Origin of the sequence: Roseicyclus mahoneyensis (assembly GCF_003148775.1) — a bacterium.
GTDB classification, from domain to species: Bacteria; Pseudomonadota; Alphaproteobacteria; order Rhodobacterales; family Rhodobacteraceae; genus Roseicyclus; species Roseicyclus mahoneyensis.
The window spans coordinates 17854-34608 of record NZ_QGGW01000015.1 but is presented as its reverse complement, the minus strand read 5'-3'; the positions used below and the strand labels follow the sequence as shown (position 1 = coordinate 34608).

At 65.7% G+C, this 16755-nt stretch carries 19 protein-coding genes; 10 read left to right on the top strand and 9 right to left on the bottom strand.

The window, feature by feature from the left end; all coding sequences use genetic code 11:
- Window positions 1-10: 10 nt before the first annotated feature.
- Window positions 11-430 carry a 50S ribosomal protein L17 gene (rplQ, locus tag C7455_RS18850; RefSeq protein WP_109670916.1) on the top strand — a complete coding sequence of 140 codons (420 nt, stop codon included), beginning with the start codon at window positions 11-13 and terminating at the stop codon, window positions 428-430.
- 77 nt (window positions 431-507) lie between these two features.
- Here the strand turns inward: rplQ and C7455_RS18845 are convergent, their stop codons facing one another.
- Entirely contained in the window at window positions 508-696 is a 189-nt protein-coding gene (locus C7455_RS18845) for a hypothetical protein (RefSeq protein ID WP_109670914.1), read from the bottom strand.
- 92 nt (window positions 697-788) lie between these two features.
- Here C7455_RS18845 and C7455_RS18840 point away from each other — a divergent pair, with 92 nt between their 5' ends.
- The 9 genes from C7455_RS18840 to C7455_RS18800 all read left to right on the top strand — a co-directional run bounded on the left by C7455_RS18840 (window position 789) and on the right by C7455_RS18800 (window position 8538).
- Window positions 789-1400: a helix-turn-helix transcriptional regulator gene (locus C7455_RS18840; RefSeq protein ID WP_109670913.1), complete on the top strand. Its 612-nt coding sequence runs from the start codon at window positions 789-791 to the stop codon at window positions 1398-1400.
- An 81-nt stretch (window positions 1401-1481) separates the two neighbouring features.
- Window positions 1482-2069, top strand: coding sequence for an acyl-homoserine-lactone synthase (locus tag C7455_RS18835; protein ID WP_109670911.1), 588 nt, complete (start codon window positions 1482-1484; stop codon window positions 2067-2069).
- 47 nt (window positions 2070-2116) lie between these two features.
- Window positions 2117-3442: a replication-associated recombination protein A gene (locus C7455_RS18830; protein ID WP_109670909.1), complete on the top strand. Its 1326-nt coding sequence runs from the start codon at window positions 2117-2119 to the stop codon at window positions 3440-3442.
- A gap of 31 nt (window positions 3443-3473) precedes the next feature.
- A complete protein-coding gene (gene crcB / locus C7455_RS18825; RefSeq protein ID WP_109670907.1) occupies window positions 3474-3848 on the top strand; it encodes a fluoride efflux transporter CrcB in 375 nt (124 codons plus the stop codon).
- The gene (locus tag C7455_RS18820) at window positions 3845-4888 is read left to right on the top strand and encodes an RluA family pseudouridine synthase (protein ID WP_109670905.1); all 1044 of its coding nucleotides are present in this window, start codon (window positions 3845-3847) and stop codon (window positions 4886-4888) included. The genes crcB and C7455_RS18820 overlap by 4 nt, the downstream gene beginning before the upstream one ends.
- Window positions 4885-5565 (top strand): HAD-IA family hydrolase, encoded by a 681-nt coding sequence (locus C7455_RS18815; RefSeq protein WP_109670903.1) that lies wholly within the window; start codon window positions 4885-4887, stop codon window positions 5563-5565. The genes C7455_RS18820 and C7455_RS18815 overlap by 4 nt, the downstream gene beginning before the upstream one ends.
- A complete protein-coding gene (locus tag C7455_RS18810; protein ID WP_109670963.1) occupies window positions 5565-6278 on the top strand; it encodes an ATP12 family chaperone protein in 714 nt (237 codons plus the stop codon). The genes C7455_RS18815 and C7455_RS18810 overlap by 1 nt, the downstream gene beginning before the upstream one ends.
- Window positions 6279-6511: 233 nt before the next feature.
- On the top strand, window positions 6512-7531 hold the full coding sequence (locus C7455_RS18805; protein ID WP_109670902.1) for an amino acid ABC transporter substrate-binding protein: 1020 nt from the start codon (window positions 6512-6514) through the stop codon (window positions 7529-7531).
- 203 nt (window positions 7532-7734) lie between these two features.
- Window positions 7735-8538: an amino acid ABC transporter ATP-binding protein gene (locus C7455_RS18800; RefSeq protein WP_109670900.1), complete on the top strand. Its 804-nt coding sequence runs from the start codon at window positions 7735-7737 to the stop codon at window positions 8536-8538.
- Between the two features lie 56 nt (window positions 8539-8594).
- On the opposite strand, the gene C7455_RS18795 is transcribed toward C7455_RS18800, so the two are convergent.
- The 8 genes from C7455_RS18795 to ttcA all read right to left on the bottom strand — a co-directional run bounded on the left by C7455_RS18795 (window position 8595) and on the right by ttcA (window position 16626).
- Complete coding sequence (locus C7455_RS18795) at window positions 8595-9095, bottom strand: SixA phosphatase family protein (RefSeq protein WP_109670898.1); 501 nt, start codon at window positions 9093-9095, stop codon at window positions 8595-8597.
- Window positions 9092-9739 (bottom strand): ferredoxin, encoded by a 648-nt coding sequence (locus C7455_RS18790; RefSeq protein ID WP_109670896.1) that lies wholly within the window; start codon window positions 9737-9739, stop codon window positions 9092-9094. Before C7455_RS18790 ends, C7455_RS18795 begins: the two co-directional genes overlap by 4 nt.
- 63 nt (window positions 9740-9802) lie before the next feature.
- Window positions 9803-10663, bottom strand: a complete 861-nt coding sequence (gene argB / locus C7455_RS18785) for an acetylglutamate kinase (protein WP_109670894.1) — start codon at window positions 10661-10663, stop codon at window positions 9803-9805.
- A 97-nt stretch (window positions 10664-10760) separates the two neighbouring features.
- Complete coding sequence (gene yihA, locus C7455_RS18780) at window positions 10761-11414, bottom strand: ribosome biogenesis GTP-binding protein YihA/YsxC (protein ID WP_109670892.1); 654 nt, start codon at window positions 11412-11414, stop codon at window positions 10761-10763.
- Window positions 11411-12154, bottom strand: a complete 744-nt coding sequence (locus tag C7455_RS18775; protein ID WP_109670890.1) for an MOSC domain-containing protein — start codon at window positions 12152-12154, stop codon at window positions 11411-11413. Before C7455_RS18775 ends, yihA begins: the two co-directional genes overlap by 4 nt.
- A complete protein-coding gene (gene yidC / locus C7455_RS18770) occupies window positions 12151-13980 on the bottom strand; it encodes a membrane protein insertase YidC (protein ID WP_109670888.1) in 1830 nt (609 codons plus the stop codon). The genes C7455_RS18775 and yidC overlap by 4 nt, the downstream gene beginning before the upstream one ends.
- 98 nt (window positions 13981-14078) lie before the next feature.
- Window positions 14079-15635 carry a GGDEF domain-containing phosphodiesterase gene (locus C7455_RS18765; RefSeq protein WP_170119151.1) on the bottom strand — a complete coding sequence of 519 codons (1557 nt, stop codon included), beginning with the start codon at window positions 15633-15635 and terminating at the stop codon, window positions 14079-14081.
- A gap of 106 nt (window positions 15636-15741) precedes the next feature.
- On the bottom strand, window positions 15742-16626 hold the full coding sequence (gene ttcA, locus C7455_RS18760) for a tRNA 2-thiocytidine(32) synthetase TtcA (protein ID WP_109670884.1): 885 nt from the start codon (window positions 16624-16626) through the stop codon (window positions 15742-15744).
- Between the last annotated feature and the right edge of the window lie 129 nt (window positions 16627-16755).

The window sequence follows — 16755 nt, the reverse complement described above, 5'->3', positions numbered from 1 at the left end:
AGATTGACCCATGCGCCACGCCCGCGGATACCGCCGCCTGAACCGGACCCACGAACATCGCAAGGCGATGTTTGCCAACATGTCCGGCTCGCTCATCGAACATGAACAGATCAAGACGACCCTGCCCAAGGCCAAGGAATTGCGCCGGGTCATCGAAAAGCTGGTGACGCTCGCCAAGCGCGGCGATCTGCATGCGCGCCGTCAGGCCGCCGCCCAGCTCAAGCAAGATATGCATGTCGCCAAGCTGTTCGAAATCCTCGGGCCTCGCTACGCCGAACGTCAGGGCGGCTATGTGCGCGTGCTCAAGGCGGGCTTCCGCTACGGCGACATGGCACCGATGGCGATCATCGAATTCGTCGACCGTGACGTCGACGCGAAAGGCGCCGCAGACCGCGCTCGGCTCGAGGCCTACGTCGACGCCGACGCGTGATCGGCCGCCCGGCCACCCGACCCACAACAGCAAACGCCCCGGCCATCGGCAGGGGCGTTTCGCTTTTTCCGGGCCTGTCAGGGCCGGCGCGGTGGGGCAGCGCCGTGTTTGCGACGTGCGCTCGCGCTCTCATGACACGCCATGGCCGCCTTCAGCGGTTCCGCTGATACGGGGCCTTGTCCGATGAATTCCAGAAGCTCTTTGCGCGTCGGTGCAGACATCTGCATGAGACGCACAAAAAGATCGCGGTCGATCTCTTTGGTCATACGCCTCACCGCTACAAATCCTTGAAAAGAATACGGTTGACCGGTTCCGGAGCAACCTGTCTAAAAGGTCATGTCTATTTGGATAGTGTAAGATGTCGAAGGCGCCGGTCCTTGATCTGCTGCTGCACGAGTTGGCGCTCGCGGCGCCGGGTGGATTCGCCGTCGGCCTGCATATCCGCTATGTCTCGCCACTGATCATGGTGAATACCTATCCCGACGCTTGGCAGGAGGTGTATACTGCCAAGCTCTACGGGCTGCGCGACCCGACGCTGGCCTGGGGGCTCAGCCATACCGGCACTAGGCGGTGGTCGCAAATCGGCCTGCCCGATCCGTTCGGCATCCTGCCCGAGGCCGCAGGCTATGGCCTCGTTTACGGAATGATAGCCTCGATCGGTCCAATGTCCTCTCGCACGATCGCGGGGGCGTCCCGCAAGGACAGGGAATTCACCGACGAGGAAATGGATCTGATCCATCGGATCGTGCAGCGCATGCATGATCTGTCAGAGCCGCCCGCGCGCCTGTCCAAGGCCCAGGCGGACGCCTTGAGATGCATCGCGGATGGGGATCGCCATGCAGCTGCCGCCGCCCGTCTGGGCATATCCGAAAGCGCCTTCAAGGCGCGCCTGACCTCGGCCAGGCAAAAGCTCATGGCCCGCACCACGGCGGAAGCTGTCCAGCGGGCGCGGGAATACGGATTGATCTGAGACGGCACAGACAGCTGAGGATCTGGGGTGCCCCCCGCGGCGCGGTGTTTTCAAAACCCGGCCAACCCAGGGGGTATTGCCATGCAGATGACGACTCTGTCCTTCACAAATTTCCACCAGCACGGGGTGCTGTTTTCCAACATGCTCAAGGCGCGCCACCGCACCTTCATCGAGGGCATGAACTGGGAACTGCCGACCGCCGACGGGATGGAGTTCGACCAATACGACACCGCCCAAAGCCGTTGGGTCTGTGTCCATGACGGCGACCGCGTGCTGGCGGGTGTGCGCCTGACGCCCACCACCGCGCGCTGCGGGGTCTATTCCTACATGGTGCGCGACGCACAGCGCGGGCTGCTGGATGCGATCCCGGCCAACCTTCTCGATGATCCCGCGCCCATCGCCGATCACATCTGGGATGCGAACCGCCTGTTCGTCGCCGAAGGGGTCGAGACCGAGATCCGCCATGCCGTGCAACTGTCCCTGATGGGCCATATGGTCAGATCGGCCCGCGAACTGGGGGCATCGACGCTGATCGGCCTCCTGCCCATCGCAATCCCCCGCTTGGGCCGTCGTCTGGGCATCGACATGGAACCGGCCGGCCCGGTGATGAAGATCGGGGGCGTCGCACACCGCTGCTTCTTCGTGTCGATGGCGTCCAAGATGCACTGATCGGGCCCATCTGGCGTCCGCCATGCTGCGGGCGTAGGTTTACCCCCATGGACCTTTTCGACACCGCCCCGCCCGACAAGGGCCTCCCATCAAAAGGGCCGCGCCCGCTGGCCGACCGGCTGCGGCCCGCGCGACTGGCCGATGTGATCGGGCAGGACCATCTGCTGGGGCCAGAGGGGGCGCTGCGCGTGATGCTGGACGCTGGCGCGCTGACCTCGTTGATCCTGTGGGGGCCGCCGGGCGTGGGCAAGACCACCATCGCCCGGCTTCTGGCGCAGGAAACCAGCCTGCATTTCGTCCAGGTCAGCGCCATCTTCACCGGCGTGCCGGATCTGCGGAAAGTGTTCGAGGCCGCGCGCCACCGTCACGCCAACGGGCAAGGCACGCTGTTGTTCGTCGATGAAATCCACCGTTTCAACAAGGCGCAGCAAGACGGATTCCTGCCCCATATGGAGGATGGCACCATCCTTCTGGTCGGTGCCACGACCGAGAACCCCAGTTTCGAGTTGAACGCCGCGCTGATGTCCCGCGCGCAGGTGCTGGTGCTCAACCGGCTCGACGAGGCGGCGCTCGAAAAGCTCATCGCCCATGCCGAACTGGAGTTGCACCACCCCCTGCCGCTCCGCCCCGAGGCGCGGGCGGCGTTGATCTCCATGGCCGATGGCGATGGCCGCGCGCTGCTCAATCTCGTGGAACAGGTCGCGGCTTGGAAGGTCGACGGCCAGCTTGACCGCGATCACCTGTCGGCCCGCCTGCAACGCCGCGCCGCGCAATACGACAAGTCGGGCGAGGGGCATTACAACCTGATCTCAGCCTTGCACAAATCGGTGCGCGGCTCCGACCCCGACGCCGCGCTCTACTGGCTGGCGCGCATGCTGGAGGGCGGCGAGGATCCCCGTTTTCTCGCCCGCCGCATCACCCGCATGGCGGTGGAGGATATCGGCCTCGCCGATCCCGGCGCGCAGCGGCAATGCCTCGACGCCTGGCAGACCTATGAGCGTCTGGGCTCCCCCGAGGGCGAACTGGCGCTTGCGCAGGCCGTGCTCTACCTCGCCCTCGCGCCGAAATCGAACGCAGCCTATGTCGCCTACAAGGCGGCGCGGGCGAGTGCCAAATCGACCGGTTCCGCGCCCCCGCCCAAGCACATCCTGAACGCACCGACCAAGATGATGAAGGATCAGGGCTATGGCGCGGGCTATGCCTATGACCATGACGCCGAGGACGGGTTTTCGGGCCAGAACTACTTTCCCGACACCATGTCGCGCCCGTCCTTCTATGCGCCGGTTGAGCGGGGCTATGAGCGTGACCTGAAGAAGCGGTTGGAGTGGTTTGAGGGGCTGCGCGCCAAGCGCAAGGGCAAGGCCGACCATTGACTCCGCACCCCGCCCGACCCATCACGCGGCCATGACAGCCGTCCTGCAAGTCGCCCTTGGCGGCGCCATCGGCGCCGTACTCCGATACCTCACCGGGATCGGCCTGATCCGCCTGTTCGGGCAGACGCCCATGCCGCTCGGCGTGCTGACGGTGAACGTCCTCGGCTCGCTGGCCATGGGGCTTTTCATCACTGCCGCCGCGCAGCGCGGGCTGACGCATCTCTCGCCGCTTGTCGCCACCGGCATCCTCGGCGGCTTCACCACCTTCTCGGCCTTCTCGCTTGAGGCCGTCACCCTCTATGAACGGGGCGCGCTCGGTCTTGCGGCCGTCTACGTCATCGCCAATGTCACCCTGTCCATCGCCGCGCTGTTTGCGGGCATGGCAATCGCGCGAGGCCTCGCATGAGCGGCGTCCAGACCCTGACCATCGGCAGCGGCGAGGGCGGCCAGCGCCTTGACCGCTGGTTCCGCCGCCACTTCCCGCAGATCTCGCAAGGCCGCATCGAAAAGATGTGCCGCAAGGGCGAAATCCGCGTCGACGGCGCCCGCGCCAAACCCGCCACAAGGATTGAGGAAGGGCAGGCCGTCCGCATCCCGCCCCTGCCTGACACCGGGGCGCCCGAGGCTGTGCCGAAGTCCCGTATCTCGGACGCCGACATCGCCATGATCCGCGCCGCCGTCCTCTACCGTGACGACCACATCATCGCGCTCAACAAGCCCGCCGGTCTGCCCTCGCAGGGCGGATCGGGTCACAGCCGCCATGTCGATGGTCTGGCCGAAGCGCTGACCTTTGGCGCGCCCGACAAGCCGCGCCTTGTCCACCGGCTCGACAAGGACACGTCGGGCGTCCTGATCCTTGCCCGCTCGCGCATCGCGGCACAGGCCATGACCGAGGCGTTCCGCGCCAAATCCACCCGCAAGATTTATTGGGCCGCCGTCGCGGGCGTGCCCAGCCCCCGCATGGGCACGATCAAGACCGGCCTCGTGAAGGCCCCCGGCCATGGCGCGGGCGGCGAGGGCGAGAAGATGCTGGTCGTCCCCACCGACGCCATCGACAAGACCGACGGGGCAAAACGCGCGGTCACCGATTACGCCACCCTCTCCGCGCTTGGCTCGCGCACCGCATGGCTCGCCATGGTCCCCGTCACGGGCCGCACCCACCAGCTGCGCGCCCATATGGCCGCCATCGGTCATCCCGTCATCGGCGATGGCAAATACGGCGGATCGGGGCAGGAAAACCTTGGCGATGGCTGGGGCGCGCAACTGGGCGGAGAGATCAGCCGCAAGCTGCACCTGCACGCCCGGTCCCTCACCATGACGCACCCAATCACCAAGGCCCGCCTGACCATCACCGCACCTTTGCCCGAGCACATGCAAAGGACATGGGATCAGCTTGAATGGCGCGCCTCGGACGTGCCCGCAGACCCGTTCGAGGATGAGGCATGACCGACCTGCGGCTGGTCATCTTCGACGTCGACGGCACGCTCATCGACAGTCAGGCGCATATTCTGGCGGCGATGCAGGCCGCCTTCGACGCCAACGGCCTGCCCGCGCCCCCGCGGGCCGACACGCTCCCCATCGTCGGCCTGTCGCTCCCCGTCGCCATGGCCCGACTTGTCCCCGACCATGCCGACCATCACGCCCCCCTCGTTGCCGCCTACAAGGACGCTTTCGCCACCCTGCGCCTGTCGCCCGAGGGGGCGGCCCTCTCGCCGCTTTTCCCCGGCGCTCGGGCGGCCCTCGACCGGCTGGCGAGCGAGGATCACACGCTGATGGCCATCGCCACCGGCAAGTCGCGGCGGGGGATGGACCATATCCTCGACCTGCATGGGTTGCGGGGCCTGTTCCAGTCGGTGCAGGTGGCCGACGATCACCCGTCCAAACCCCACCCCTCGATGATCCACGCCTGCCTCAGCGACACCGGCGTAGATGCGTCCCGCGCGGTCATCCTCGGCGACACGACCTATGACATCGACATGGGCGTCGCCGCGGGTATTCACGCGTTGGGCGTCACCTGGGGCTACCACCCGCCCGCGAGCCTTACCCGCGCAGGCGCCACGGCGCTCATCGACCGCTTCGACGCCCTGCCCGCCGCCCTCGAAGCCATCGGGATGCCCGCATGATCGGCGGATGGAAGGCGAAACGGTTCTGGCAAGACGTGTCTGTCGCGCAAGACGCGGGCGGGTTCGCCGTGATGCTCGACACCCGCCGCGTCCTGACGCCCGGCAAGCAGCCCCTGATCTTGCCCACACCCGCCATGGCAAGGGCCGTGGCCGCCGAATGGGCCGCGCAGGACGGTGAGATCAAGCCCCTCACCATGCCTGTCACCCGCGCCGCCAACTCCGCCATAGAACGCGTCCGCCCCCAGCGGGCCGAGGTCGCCGCGATGTTGGCCGCCTATGCCGAGACCGACCTGACCTGCCACCGCGCCGCCGGCCCCGCCGAACTGGTCGCGCGCCAGGCGCAGGCCTGGGATCCGCTGCTCGACTGGGCGGCGACGGCCCATGGCGCGCCGCTGATCCCCACCACGGGCGTGCTGCCCGTTGACCAGCCGCCCGACAGCCTGCGCGCGCTGGCCGATCATGTCGCGGCATTGGGGGAATTCCACCTCACCGCGCTGCATGATCTGGTCACGCTGTCGGGCTCGCTTCTTCTGGGGCTCGCCACGTCCGCGCGCCATCTTGATCCCGAAACGGCCTGGGCCCTGTCGCGAATCGATGAGGAATGGCAGATTGAACATTGGGGCCGCGACGAGGACGCCGACGCGGCCATGGAGATCAAGCGCGCACAATTCCTGCAGGCCGATGCCTTCTGGACAATGTGCGCCGCCGATTGACCCAGTTTGCCCGGGCGGAAGGCGCGCGCGTCGCGTAATCAGGCCCGTCGCTGCGAAAATGGAAATTTTGGCTGGCCGTTCCTTACGGAAAGCGCCCTGTTTCCCTTGACGTCTCAGCAGGCATTGCACAGGTTGCCATCGTTAAGGGGTACCGTATCGCCGTGCACGAAGGCCGTGTGCTTTCGTAAACAACAATCAGATGCCGTCGGGCGGCCCTGCGGGAAGAGGTCAACATGATGAAACCGATGCTGTGCGGGGCTGTGGTTGCCGCAAGCCTCACCGCAGGCATGGTGCAGGCACAATCCGTGCGCGACGCCGTGCAAGATCGCGGCGTGCTGACCTGTGGGACCAACGAAAGCCTCGTAGGTTTTGCGTCGCAAAACGCCAATGGCGTCTGGAACGGATTCGACATTGCCATGTGCCGTGCGATTGCCGCGGCTGTTCTGGGCGACGCGCTGGCCGTCGAGGTGGTTCCGCTCGCCCCCGAGGCAAGCCTTGCCGCGCTGGTCGCCGGCGATGTGGACGTGCTCGTCCGCAGAACCTGGGATTTCTCGAACGATGCCGGCATGGACGTGGATTTTGTCGGTGTCTACCACTACGACGGCCTTGGCCTCATGGTGCGTTCCTCTCTCGGTGTCGCGTCCACGACGGAACTGGAAGGCGCGACTGTCTGCGTGACGCCTGACACCGCCACGGATGCCAACATCTCCGACTATTTCAGGGTCAACAACATCAGCTACACCGGCGTGCCGGTGACCAATTTCGGCGATGCGCAGCGCCGCTATCTTGCCGGCGACTGCGAAGTCATGAGCGGCGCGATCTCGAGTCTCGCCGCGACCCGCGCGACCTTCGAGACAGCCAGCGAACATGTCATCTTGCCCGAGATCTTGTCGCGTGAACCTCTCGGTCCTGCCGTGCGATCGAACGATGCGGAATGGTCCGATATCGTGCGTTGGACGCTGTTCGCCCTCATCGCAGCCGAGGAATACGGGGTAACATCGGTCAATGTGATGGAACTGGCCGCGGTCCCCACCAACAACCGCGAAGTGAACCGTCTTCTTGGCACCGAGGGGGATTTCGGCGCCATGCTCGGGCTGCCCGCCGACTGGGCGGCCCGCGTCATCGCGGCCGTCGGCAATTACGGCGAAGTGTTCGAGGGCAGCATCGGCGAGGCAACCCCCGTCGGCCTTGCACGCGGGCTGAACGCGCAATGGATCGACGGTGGCTTGATCTATGCGCCCCCGTTCCGCTGAGCGTCGGGGCACGAAGGGCTGGGCGCATGCGCCTTCATTCGTGACCCAAACCCAAGATCTTGGTGATTTTTTCAGCGAATCGTGATGGTCCGCTGAAAAATCTGGCGTGGGCGCGGGGTGGCGGGTTGCCGTATCGCGGTTTCGCGGTCACGCTGTCTCTCAACGCTGGGCTTGCCCGGCCGCGACCAGAAAGGAACGATGCCATGGCCGACGCTCAGGTAACCCGCGCCGAAACCCTCGATGTCGACCGGTCGCAGATGACAGTCTCGGACGAGATTGCGATCTCGATCACCAACATGAACAAGTGGTATGGCACTTTCCACGTGCTGCGCGACATCAACCTGACGGTGAACCGCGGCGAACGCATCGTGATCTGCGGCCCGTCCGGATCGGGCAAATCCACCCTGATCCGCTGCATCAACGCGTTGGAGGAGCACCAGAAGGGCCAGATCATCGTCGACGGCACGCGCTTGTCCAATGACCTCAAGAACATCGACAAGATCCGGTCCGAGGTCGGGATGGTGTTTCAGCATTTCAACCTCTTCCCGCATCTCACCATCCTCGAGAATTGCACATTGGCCCCGATCTGGGTGCGCAAGATCCCCAAGCGCGAGGCCGAGGAAGCGGCGATGTATTTCCTCGAAAAGGTGAAGATCCCCGAGCAGGCCAAAAAGTACCCTGGCCAGCTGTCGGGCGGCCAACAGCAGCGGGTCGCCATCGCCCGCTCCTTGTGCATGCGGCCGCGGATCATGCTGTTCGACGAGCCGACCTCTGCACTCGACCCCGAGATGATCAAGGAAGTGCTCGACACCATGATCGCGCTGGCCGAGGACGGAATGACCATGCTGGTCGTGACCCATGAGATGGGGTTCGCTCAAGCCGTGGCCAACCGCGTGATCTTCATGGATCAGGGCCAGATCGTCGAGCAAAACGAGCCCAAGGCCTTCTTCAACAATCCCCAGAACGAGCGGACGAAACTGTTCCTGAGCCAGATCCTCGGGCACTGAGGCCGGCCTGTTCCTACGCGGAAAACGCGGGGAAAACTGCAGTTCCGCGCCGTCGCTCAGAGGTCGCGCGGCACCACGAAATCGACCACGCGGCCAGACCACCAGTCGACGCTGGACCAATCGTCACCCGGAAACTCGGCCACCAGCGTGGCGCAGGTCGGGTAATCGATGAATCGGGGATGCGGGGCCGGTTCGGCCACGATGCGATGGGCGCATTCGCCGATACCGGGGTTGTGCCCGATCAACATGACCTTGCGCGCCGACGCCCCCCTGAGGTGCTGAAGGATCTGCTGCGCCTCCGCATGATAGAGATCCGGCTCGACCGTCATTGCCACGGGATGTTCAAGGGCGGGCGCGAGCCGCTCCCATGTCTCTAGCGTGCGCCGGGCAGATGACACCATTGCCGCATCGGGCATATGGCCCTGTGCCGCCAGCCACGCCCCGATCTTGGGCGCATCGCCCCGGCCGCGCGGGTTCAGCACCCGGTCGTGATCGGACAACAGAGGATCGTCCCAGTCGGATTTCGCATGCCGCGTCAGGATCAGGGTCAGCGTCATGGGTGAAAGCTCCGCATGTGGAACGCCGACTGCTCGGGGCGGCGGCCGTAGGTTTCGCTGACCGGGCAGGCCCGCCGCACGCGGCACCCCCGTTGCAGGCAATCCCGCCCTGCCTCTGTGTCGAGAAAGGCGTGGCAGGCCGTGACGTCATACCCCGACCTGTCCAGCGCGCCAACAGGGCAGGCTGTCTCGCAGGGTCGAGGGCATGACGGGCAAGGGGAAGGCGGCGGCTGCGGCAGGTCGAGCCGGTCGCGCAAGGCCAGCGCGCCGCGCCACGACGCCATCAGCCCGGCCGTGTCATGCAACAGCAGCGTCACCGGGCTGACATGGGCGCGACCGCTCCGCTGCGCCCATGCGATGAAGGGCTGGAACGGCGGTCCGCCGAAGGGGAACAGCGCCTTGGCCCGCAGGTCACAGGCCAGCCTGCCGATCACCCGGCGCGACCAGCGGTCGAGCGGGTCTGCCAAGCTGTCGGCAAACTCGGGCTCGCCGGTCACATGGTCCCAGAACCCCGGTTCACGCGGGCCAAGCAGCAAAAGCGTTTCGCAGCCAGTCGGCGCAGCGTCCTCCGGGCCGGGATGAAACCCTCCGAAAACCGCAAGATGATGGGGGGCAAGCCGGGCCTCGATCTCCTCCAGGGTCATCCTTGCCCGTCCTCACGATGTGTACGCGCCGTGTACGGCCCGTGTACGCCTTGTGACCGGCCATCAGGCCCGGATCATCGAGCCCGCGCCATGTTCGGTGAACAGCTCCAGCAACACCGCATTGGGCACCCGCCCGTCCACGATGGTGCAGGCACGGACACCTGCGCGGACCGCCTCGATCGCGGTTTCGGTCTTGGGGATCATGCCGCCCGCGATCACGCCCGCGCGCGTCATTTCTTCCACCTCGGCGGCCTTCAACTCGGTCACCAATTCGCCCTCGGCATTCTTCACGCCGGCGACATTCGTCAGCAATAACAAGCGGTCAGCCTTGAGCGCCGCGGCAATCGCACCCGCCGCCGTGTCGCCGTTGACGTTGAAAGTCTCGCCATTGCGGCCCATGCCGATGGGGGCGATCACCGGGATCATGTCATCCTCGAACAGGTTGTTGATGACCGCCGGATCGACCTCGACCGGGATGCCGACAAAGCCAAAAATCGCATCCGCCGGTTCGCAGATCATCAGCGAGGCATCCTTGCCCGACAGCCCCACCGCCTTGCCGCCCTGCGCGTTGATCGCCTGCACGATCCGCTGGTTCACGAGGCCCGACAAGACCATCTCGACCACCTCGACGGTCGCGGCGTCGGTGACCCGTTTGCCATCGATGAACTCGGATTTTATGCCAAGCTTATCAAGCATTTCGTTGATCATCGGCCCACCGCCATGGACCACCACGGGGTTCACGCCGACCTGCCTGAGCAGCACGATGTCCCGTGCGAAGCTGGTCATCGTGTCATCGTCGCCCATCGCGTTTCCGCCAAACTTGACCACCACGACGGCGTCGTTGAAGCGCTGCAGATATGGCAGTGCCTCGCTCAGCGTGCGGGCAACGGCAAGGTGATCGCGGGTCATGTCTCTTTGCTTCATGTCGGGGCCTCGGGGTGGCTTTGCGATTGAATAGGCGAGCCACGCGCCCGTGTGAAGCGGCGGCTTTGCATATTTGGGGAAAGATGAAGGCGCAGGGTCAGCCGATGGCGGCGATGGTGGCGCGCAACGTGGGCATCCCGTCGCCCTTTTCCGACGACGTCAAGATAAGCTCGGGATAGGCGGCCGGGTGTTTGGCCAGCGCCGCGCGGGTGCGTGCGAGCGACGCCTCGAGGTCCGTCCCGCGCACCTTGTCGGCCTTGGTCATCACCACTTGAAAGGGCACGGCGGATTTGTCGAGCAGCGTCATGATCTCCTGATCGACCTCCTTCGCACCATGGCGCGCGTCGATCAGCACGAAGGCGCGGCGCAAGGTGGCGCGCCCCGAGAGATAGGCGCGCAGCAGGACCTGCCACTTGCGCACCACGTCGATGGGCGCCTCGGCGTATCCATAGCCGGGCAGATCGACGAGGTAGTGGCTTTCGCCGAGGGTGAAGAAGTTGATCTCCTGCGTGCGGCCGGGCGTGTTGGAGGCTCGGGCGAGCGCCTTGCGCCCGGTCAGGGCGTTGATCAGCGTGGATTTTCCGACGTTGGAGCGGCCCGCAAAACAGACCTCGGGCCGGTCGGCGGGCGGCAGGCCGTCCATCGCCACCACGCCCTTGAGGAACTCCGCCCCGCCGGCGAAGAGCTTGCGGCCCACCTCGGCCGTGATTTCGTCGGGCTCGGGGGCGAGAGGAAAGGGCAGGGTGGTCATGCTCGGGTCACCTCGTCGCCGACCGTCACACGGCCCGCACGCCGCACCATGGCGTAGACGCCGAACTGGGTGTGGCCCCAGCCATCCTCCAGCGCGGCAAGTGTGTTCGCGTCGCGCTTGCCCGTCTCCGGGTTCGCCTCGGTTGCGCGGCAACGGCCGATGGGTTCGATCACATCCAACTCGGCTCCGGCGATGCGCAGGCGCTTGCTGAGCAGATCGAACTCCTCCCAAGGGGCAAGACCCTCGAGCCAGAGGTTCCCGCGGAACCGGCGCGGGTCGAGGGACTGGCCCAGCTTTTGGGACAAAGCGCGCAGCGAGGACATGTTGAGCACCGCGACCGAGGCGAAGGGCGCATCGCTCATGCCGGCTGGCGGGGCCTTGACCAGCGTGGCGGGGCCGCGGCGGTCGGTGGGGTAGATCGGCCTCAGCCAAGCGAAAAGCGCGGGCGCTGCCTCCGCCGTGCCGGGAGTGATCGTGATGTCGGGCCGGTCGGGATGCGAGAGGTGGATCGCCTCGCCCTCAACGCGGGCTGTGACCGCCATTAGCGACGGACCCTTGGCCCCGCGCAGAAAGTTGCGACATGGCCGCCAGCCATCGGCTGCCTCGCCCCCCTCCTCCAGCACGGCCCAGGCGCGATCCAGCGGTAGCGGCCGGTCGACCTGCAGGCCCACATGCTCCAGCGACTCAGCCCCGATCCCCTTGATCGGATGCCGCCAGATCTGGGCCAGATGCCAGGTCATTTCGCCTCGGGCTTTTTTCGCTGGAAGCTGGAGCGGATGTTGCCGAACAGGTCCGGTTTGTACCCGTGTCGCCGCATGATGATGTATTGCTGCGCGAAGGTGATCGTGTTGTTGGCGATCCAGTACACCAGCAGGCCGCTGGCGAAACTGCCCAGCATGAACATGAACACCCAGGGCAGCCAGGCGAAGATCGCCGCCTGTGTCGGGTCTGTCGGCTGCGGGTTCAGCTTTTGCTGGAGCCACATCGAGATGCCCAGCAGGATCGGCAGCACCCCGATGAAGATCAGCGCGAGGATGCTGGTGGGTTCCGGCGCGGCCCAAGGCAGCAGCCCGAAGAGGTTGAAGATCGACGACGGGTCGGGTGTCGACAGGTCATTGAGCCAGCCGAAGAACGGCGCATGGCGCAGTTCCAGCGTGACGAAGATCACCTTGTAGAGCGAGAAGAAGATCGGGATCTGTAGCAGGATCGGCAGGCAGCCCGAGGCGGGGTTCACCTTCTCCCGCTTGTAGAGCTCCATCATCTCCTGTTGCATCTTCTGGCGGTCGTCGCCGACACGCTCCTTGATCTTCTCCATCTGCGGTTGCAGCTCGCGCATGCGGGCCATCGAGGCATAGGATTTGTAGGCCAAGGGGAAGAGGGCTGCCTTGACGATGACGGTCAGTGCAATGATCGCAAGGCCCATGTTTCCGATCAGCACATTGAGCGTGTGCAGCAACCAGAACATCGGCTTGGTCAGGAAGTAGAACCAGCCCCAGTCGATCGAGTCGATGAAGCGTTCGACGCCTGCAGCCTCATAGTCGCGGATGGTTTCCCACTCCTTGGCACCGGCGAAAAGCTGGGTGGTAACCTGGGCCGTCTCGCCTGCCGCGACATCCATCGCGGGAAGGCGCGCTTCGGTCTGGTAGATGTCGGCGCTAGCGACATACTTCGTGACGCTGGTGAAGGGCTGGTCGGCGCCCGGGATCAGCGTGGTCATCCAGTATTTGTCGGTAAAGCCGATCCAGCCGTTCGCCTCCACGGCGACAATTTCAGCGGCTGCGGCTTCGCGCTCGACAAAGTCGAGATCGGGTAGGTCGTTGTAGCTGATTTCGTCCAGTTGACCGTCGACCTTGCGCACGACGCCTTCGTGCAGGATGAAGAAATTCTGCAGGTCATCGGGCAGGCCGTGGCGGGCGACGATGCCATATGGGGCCAGCCGGACGGCAGCCTCGCTAGTGTTCTCGACCGATTGGGTGACCGAGAACATGAAATTCGCGTCGATCTCGATGGTGCGCCGAAAGATCAGGCCCGAGCCGTTGTCCCACACCAAGGTGATCGGGGTTTCGGGAGTCAGAACCTCGCCGCTTTCGACCGCCCATTCGGTGTTGGCGCCCGGCACGTCCTCGAAGCCGAGGTCCGAGCTTCCCGCAGGAACCCAGCCGTAGAGGGCGTAATACGGATCTTCGCTGCCGACGGGTGACAGCAGGCGGACGATCGGGCTGTCCTCCTCTAGCGTCTCGAAATACCCGCGCAGCGACAGGTCGTCGATCCGGCCGCCGATCAGCGAGATGGATCCCTCAAGTTCGGGCGTGTCGATCCGCACGCGCGGCGCCTCGGGCGCGGCGGCGGTTGCCGCCTCGGCCTCGGGCAGGGCAGGGGTTCCATCCGTCGCGGCGGGCGGGAGCAGCGCGATATCGGTCCCGCCTGCCGCGGGTGCCTGCGCCGTGGGCGCAGTGGCGTTGGGATCGGTGACCGGCTCGGGCGGCGGGAAGAGGACAAACCAGACGAGGATGACCAAAAAGCTCAGCGCCGTGGCCAGGATCAGGTTTCTGTTCTGATCTTGCATGATTGTCAGCGTCCCGCGGTTGATATTCTCGCGGGTTCAACAGATCGGGGGGGCAAAGGTCAAGGGGCGTTTTCCGCGCGGGCCTGGCCAGGGACGGATCAACCCGCGCGCCGACCGATCGCGGGCGGACGGGCCAGCGTCTCGTTGTGACGGGTTGCCCATGCGACCGTATCCTCGATCGGCATCGGATGGGCGATGTGAAAGCCCTGCAGATGGGTGCAGCCCATCTGCGCCAGAAGTGTCTGGACGCAAGCGTCTTCCACCCCTTCGGCAAGGGTCTGCACGCCAAGGTGCCGCGCCACGGACAGGATGGCAGCAACCATGGCCTGCTGACCGGGATCGGCATCAAGCCCGAGGATGAAGGAGCGGTCGATCTTGATCCGGGCCACGCCGAAGCGCCGGATTGCCGCCAGCGAAGCTTGACCGATCCCGAAATCGTCGAGGTCGAGCGCGATGCCATGCGCACCGATGGCGGCGATGGTGGCAAGGATGGTGTCGTCGTCGCCCCGTGCCGCCACGGTCTCGAGGATCTCAACCGTCAGGCGTCCGGGGGCGATGTCGAAACGGTCCACCTGCCATTTAAGGTGGTCGGCAAGGGCGGGGTTGCGCAGTTCGTCGGCCGAGAAGTTGACCGAGACCGAGGGCACACGCAGCCCGGCCTTGTCCCACAGGCGCAGCGCGTCGAGCGCGTGGAACAAGATCACCTGCCCCAGCGCATCCATGCGTCCCGCGTCATCGACGGCCGACAGAAACTCCGCCGGGGCCAGCACGCCCCGGACAGGATGGTGCCAGCGCGCCAGCGCCTCGAACCCCGAGATCACGCGGCTTGTGGCATGGATCTGCGGTTGGAACCATGGGCGGATCTCACCCTCCTCCAGCGCGGCGGTAACTTCGCTGGCCAGATCGGCCCGCGCGGTGCGTTGGCGCAGCAGCGCTGGTGCAAAGGCGCGCACCGCATTGGGGCCATTGCGCAGCGCCTCGGTCAGCGCGGCCTCCGCGGCAATCAAGGTTGCCCCTGCGACATCACCTGTCTCGCGCATAAGACCGGCATGACCGACCGACGCCGTCAGGCGGACAGCGGCACCGCCGATGCCGATGGGTTCGCTCAGCGCGGCGCGCAAGCGTGAGGTGATCGCCTCGCGCGTGCCAAGACGGAGCGAGGGAACCGGATGCAGCACGATGCCAAAGCGCGCATCACCAAGGCGCACGACCAGATCATCTTGCCTGAGCGCGGTGCAGATGCGTTCGCCACAGCGCCGGGCGACATCCTCGGCGGCCTCAATGCCCAAGCGTTCGCCAAGCCTGCCCCAATCGTCGATCTGCATCAGGATGCAGGCACTGTCCTGACCGGGCGTTTGCGCGACATGATCCAGCATCGCCAGCAAAGCATCCTGCCCTGAAAGGCCGTTGCGCGGATGCGGCAGCAGTGCATAGCCCGTATCCGCCATCGGTGCGCCGCTTGCGGCCAAGGCCAGCGCGCGCAAGGCCAGCAGGGCGGGCAGGGCAAAGGCCGAGACCAGCACCAGATCCGACAGCCCCAGCCAGAGCGCCCCCAGCACGGTCAGCGGAAACAGCGCCAGCACGTCGATCCGCGTCAGCGCCCGGCCCGTCGCCCCGGCAAAGCGGGTGGCAAGGCTGCGATATCTCTCGGCCATGGGCTGCGCCTTTCGGATCATCCGGGGGCGCAAGACCCCAGCGGGGTTGCGCCAACGCGCACCGGATAATCGGCCAAGCCCTGACAGGCGCTTAACGTCGGAGGCCTCAGTTCTTCGAATTTTGTGCAGTTGCAAGCTGTGCCAATCCGGCGAAATCGAACAGCTCGGTGTCCAGCAGATGCGAGGGCCGTGCCGTCATCAGCGCCGAAAAGATCTTGCCCCGGCGGCCCGGTGCGCGCGCCTCCCACTCGTCGAGCATGCGCTTGATCACCTGTCGCTGCAGGCCGTCCTGACTGCCGCACAGGTCGCAAGGGATGATCGGATAGCCCATGGCGCGCGAAAACGCTTCGCAATCGGCCTCGGAGACATGCGCCAACGGGCGGTGCACGAACAGGTCGCCCTCGTCGTTGACCAGACGCGGCGGCATGGTCGCAAGCTTGCCGCCATGAAACAGATTTAGGAAAAACGTCTCGAGAATGTCGTCGCGGTGATGGCCGAGGACGACGGCCGAACACCCTTCCTCGCGCGCGATGCGGTAAAGGTTGCCGCGCCGGAGCCGCGAGCACAGCGCGCAATAGGTCCGGCCCTGCGGAACCTTGTCCATCACGATGGAATAGGTGTCGGCGTATTCGATCCGGTGCGGCACGCCCATTGCTGTCAGGAACTCGGGCAGGACGGTCGCGGGGAACCCCGGCTGCCCCTGATCGAGGTTGCACGCCAGGATGTCGACGGGCAAAAGTCCGCGCCACTGCAATTCGGTCAGGGCCGCCAGCAGCGTGTAGCTGTCCTTGCCACCTGACAGACAAACGAGCCAGCGTTGCCGTGGGCCGGAGGGGTCCCGATCAACCATGCCGTAGCGGTCGATCGCTTCGCGGGTCTCGCGGATGATGCGCTTGCGCAGCTTGCGGAACTCGGTGGTTTTGGGCGCACCATGAAACAGCGGGTGGATGTCGTCGCCGGCGTCTGCGGCGATGTCGTCACGGTCGAGCATGGGGCGTGTCCTTGTTGCGCGCGGCCTCGGTATGGGGCCGGGGCCGGGCGTGCGTCAAGCGGCGTGGGGGGAAACCCTACTTTGCGGATGGGCAGGCCTGAGTCATCCTCGGCCCGACCCTTCCCCGAG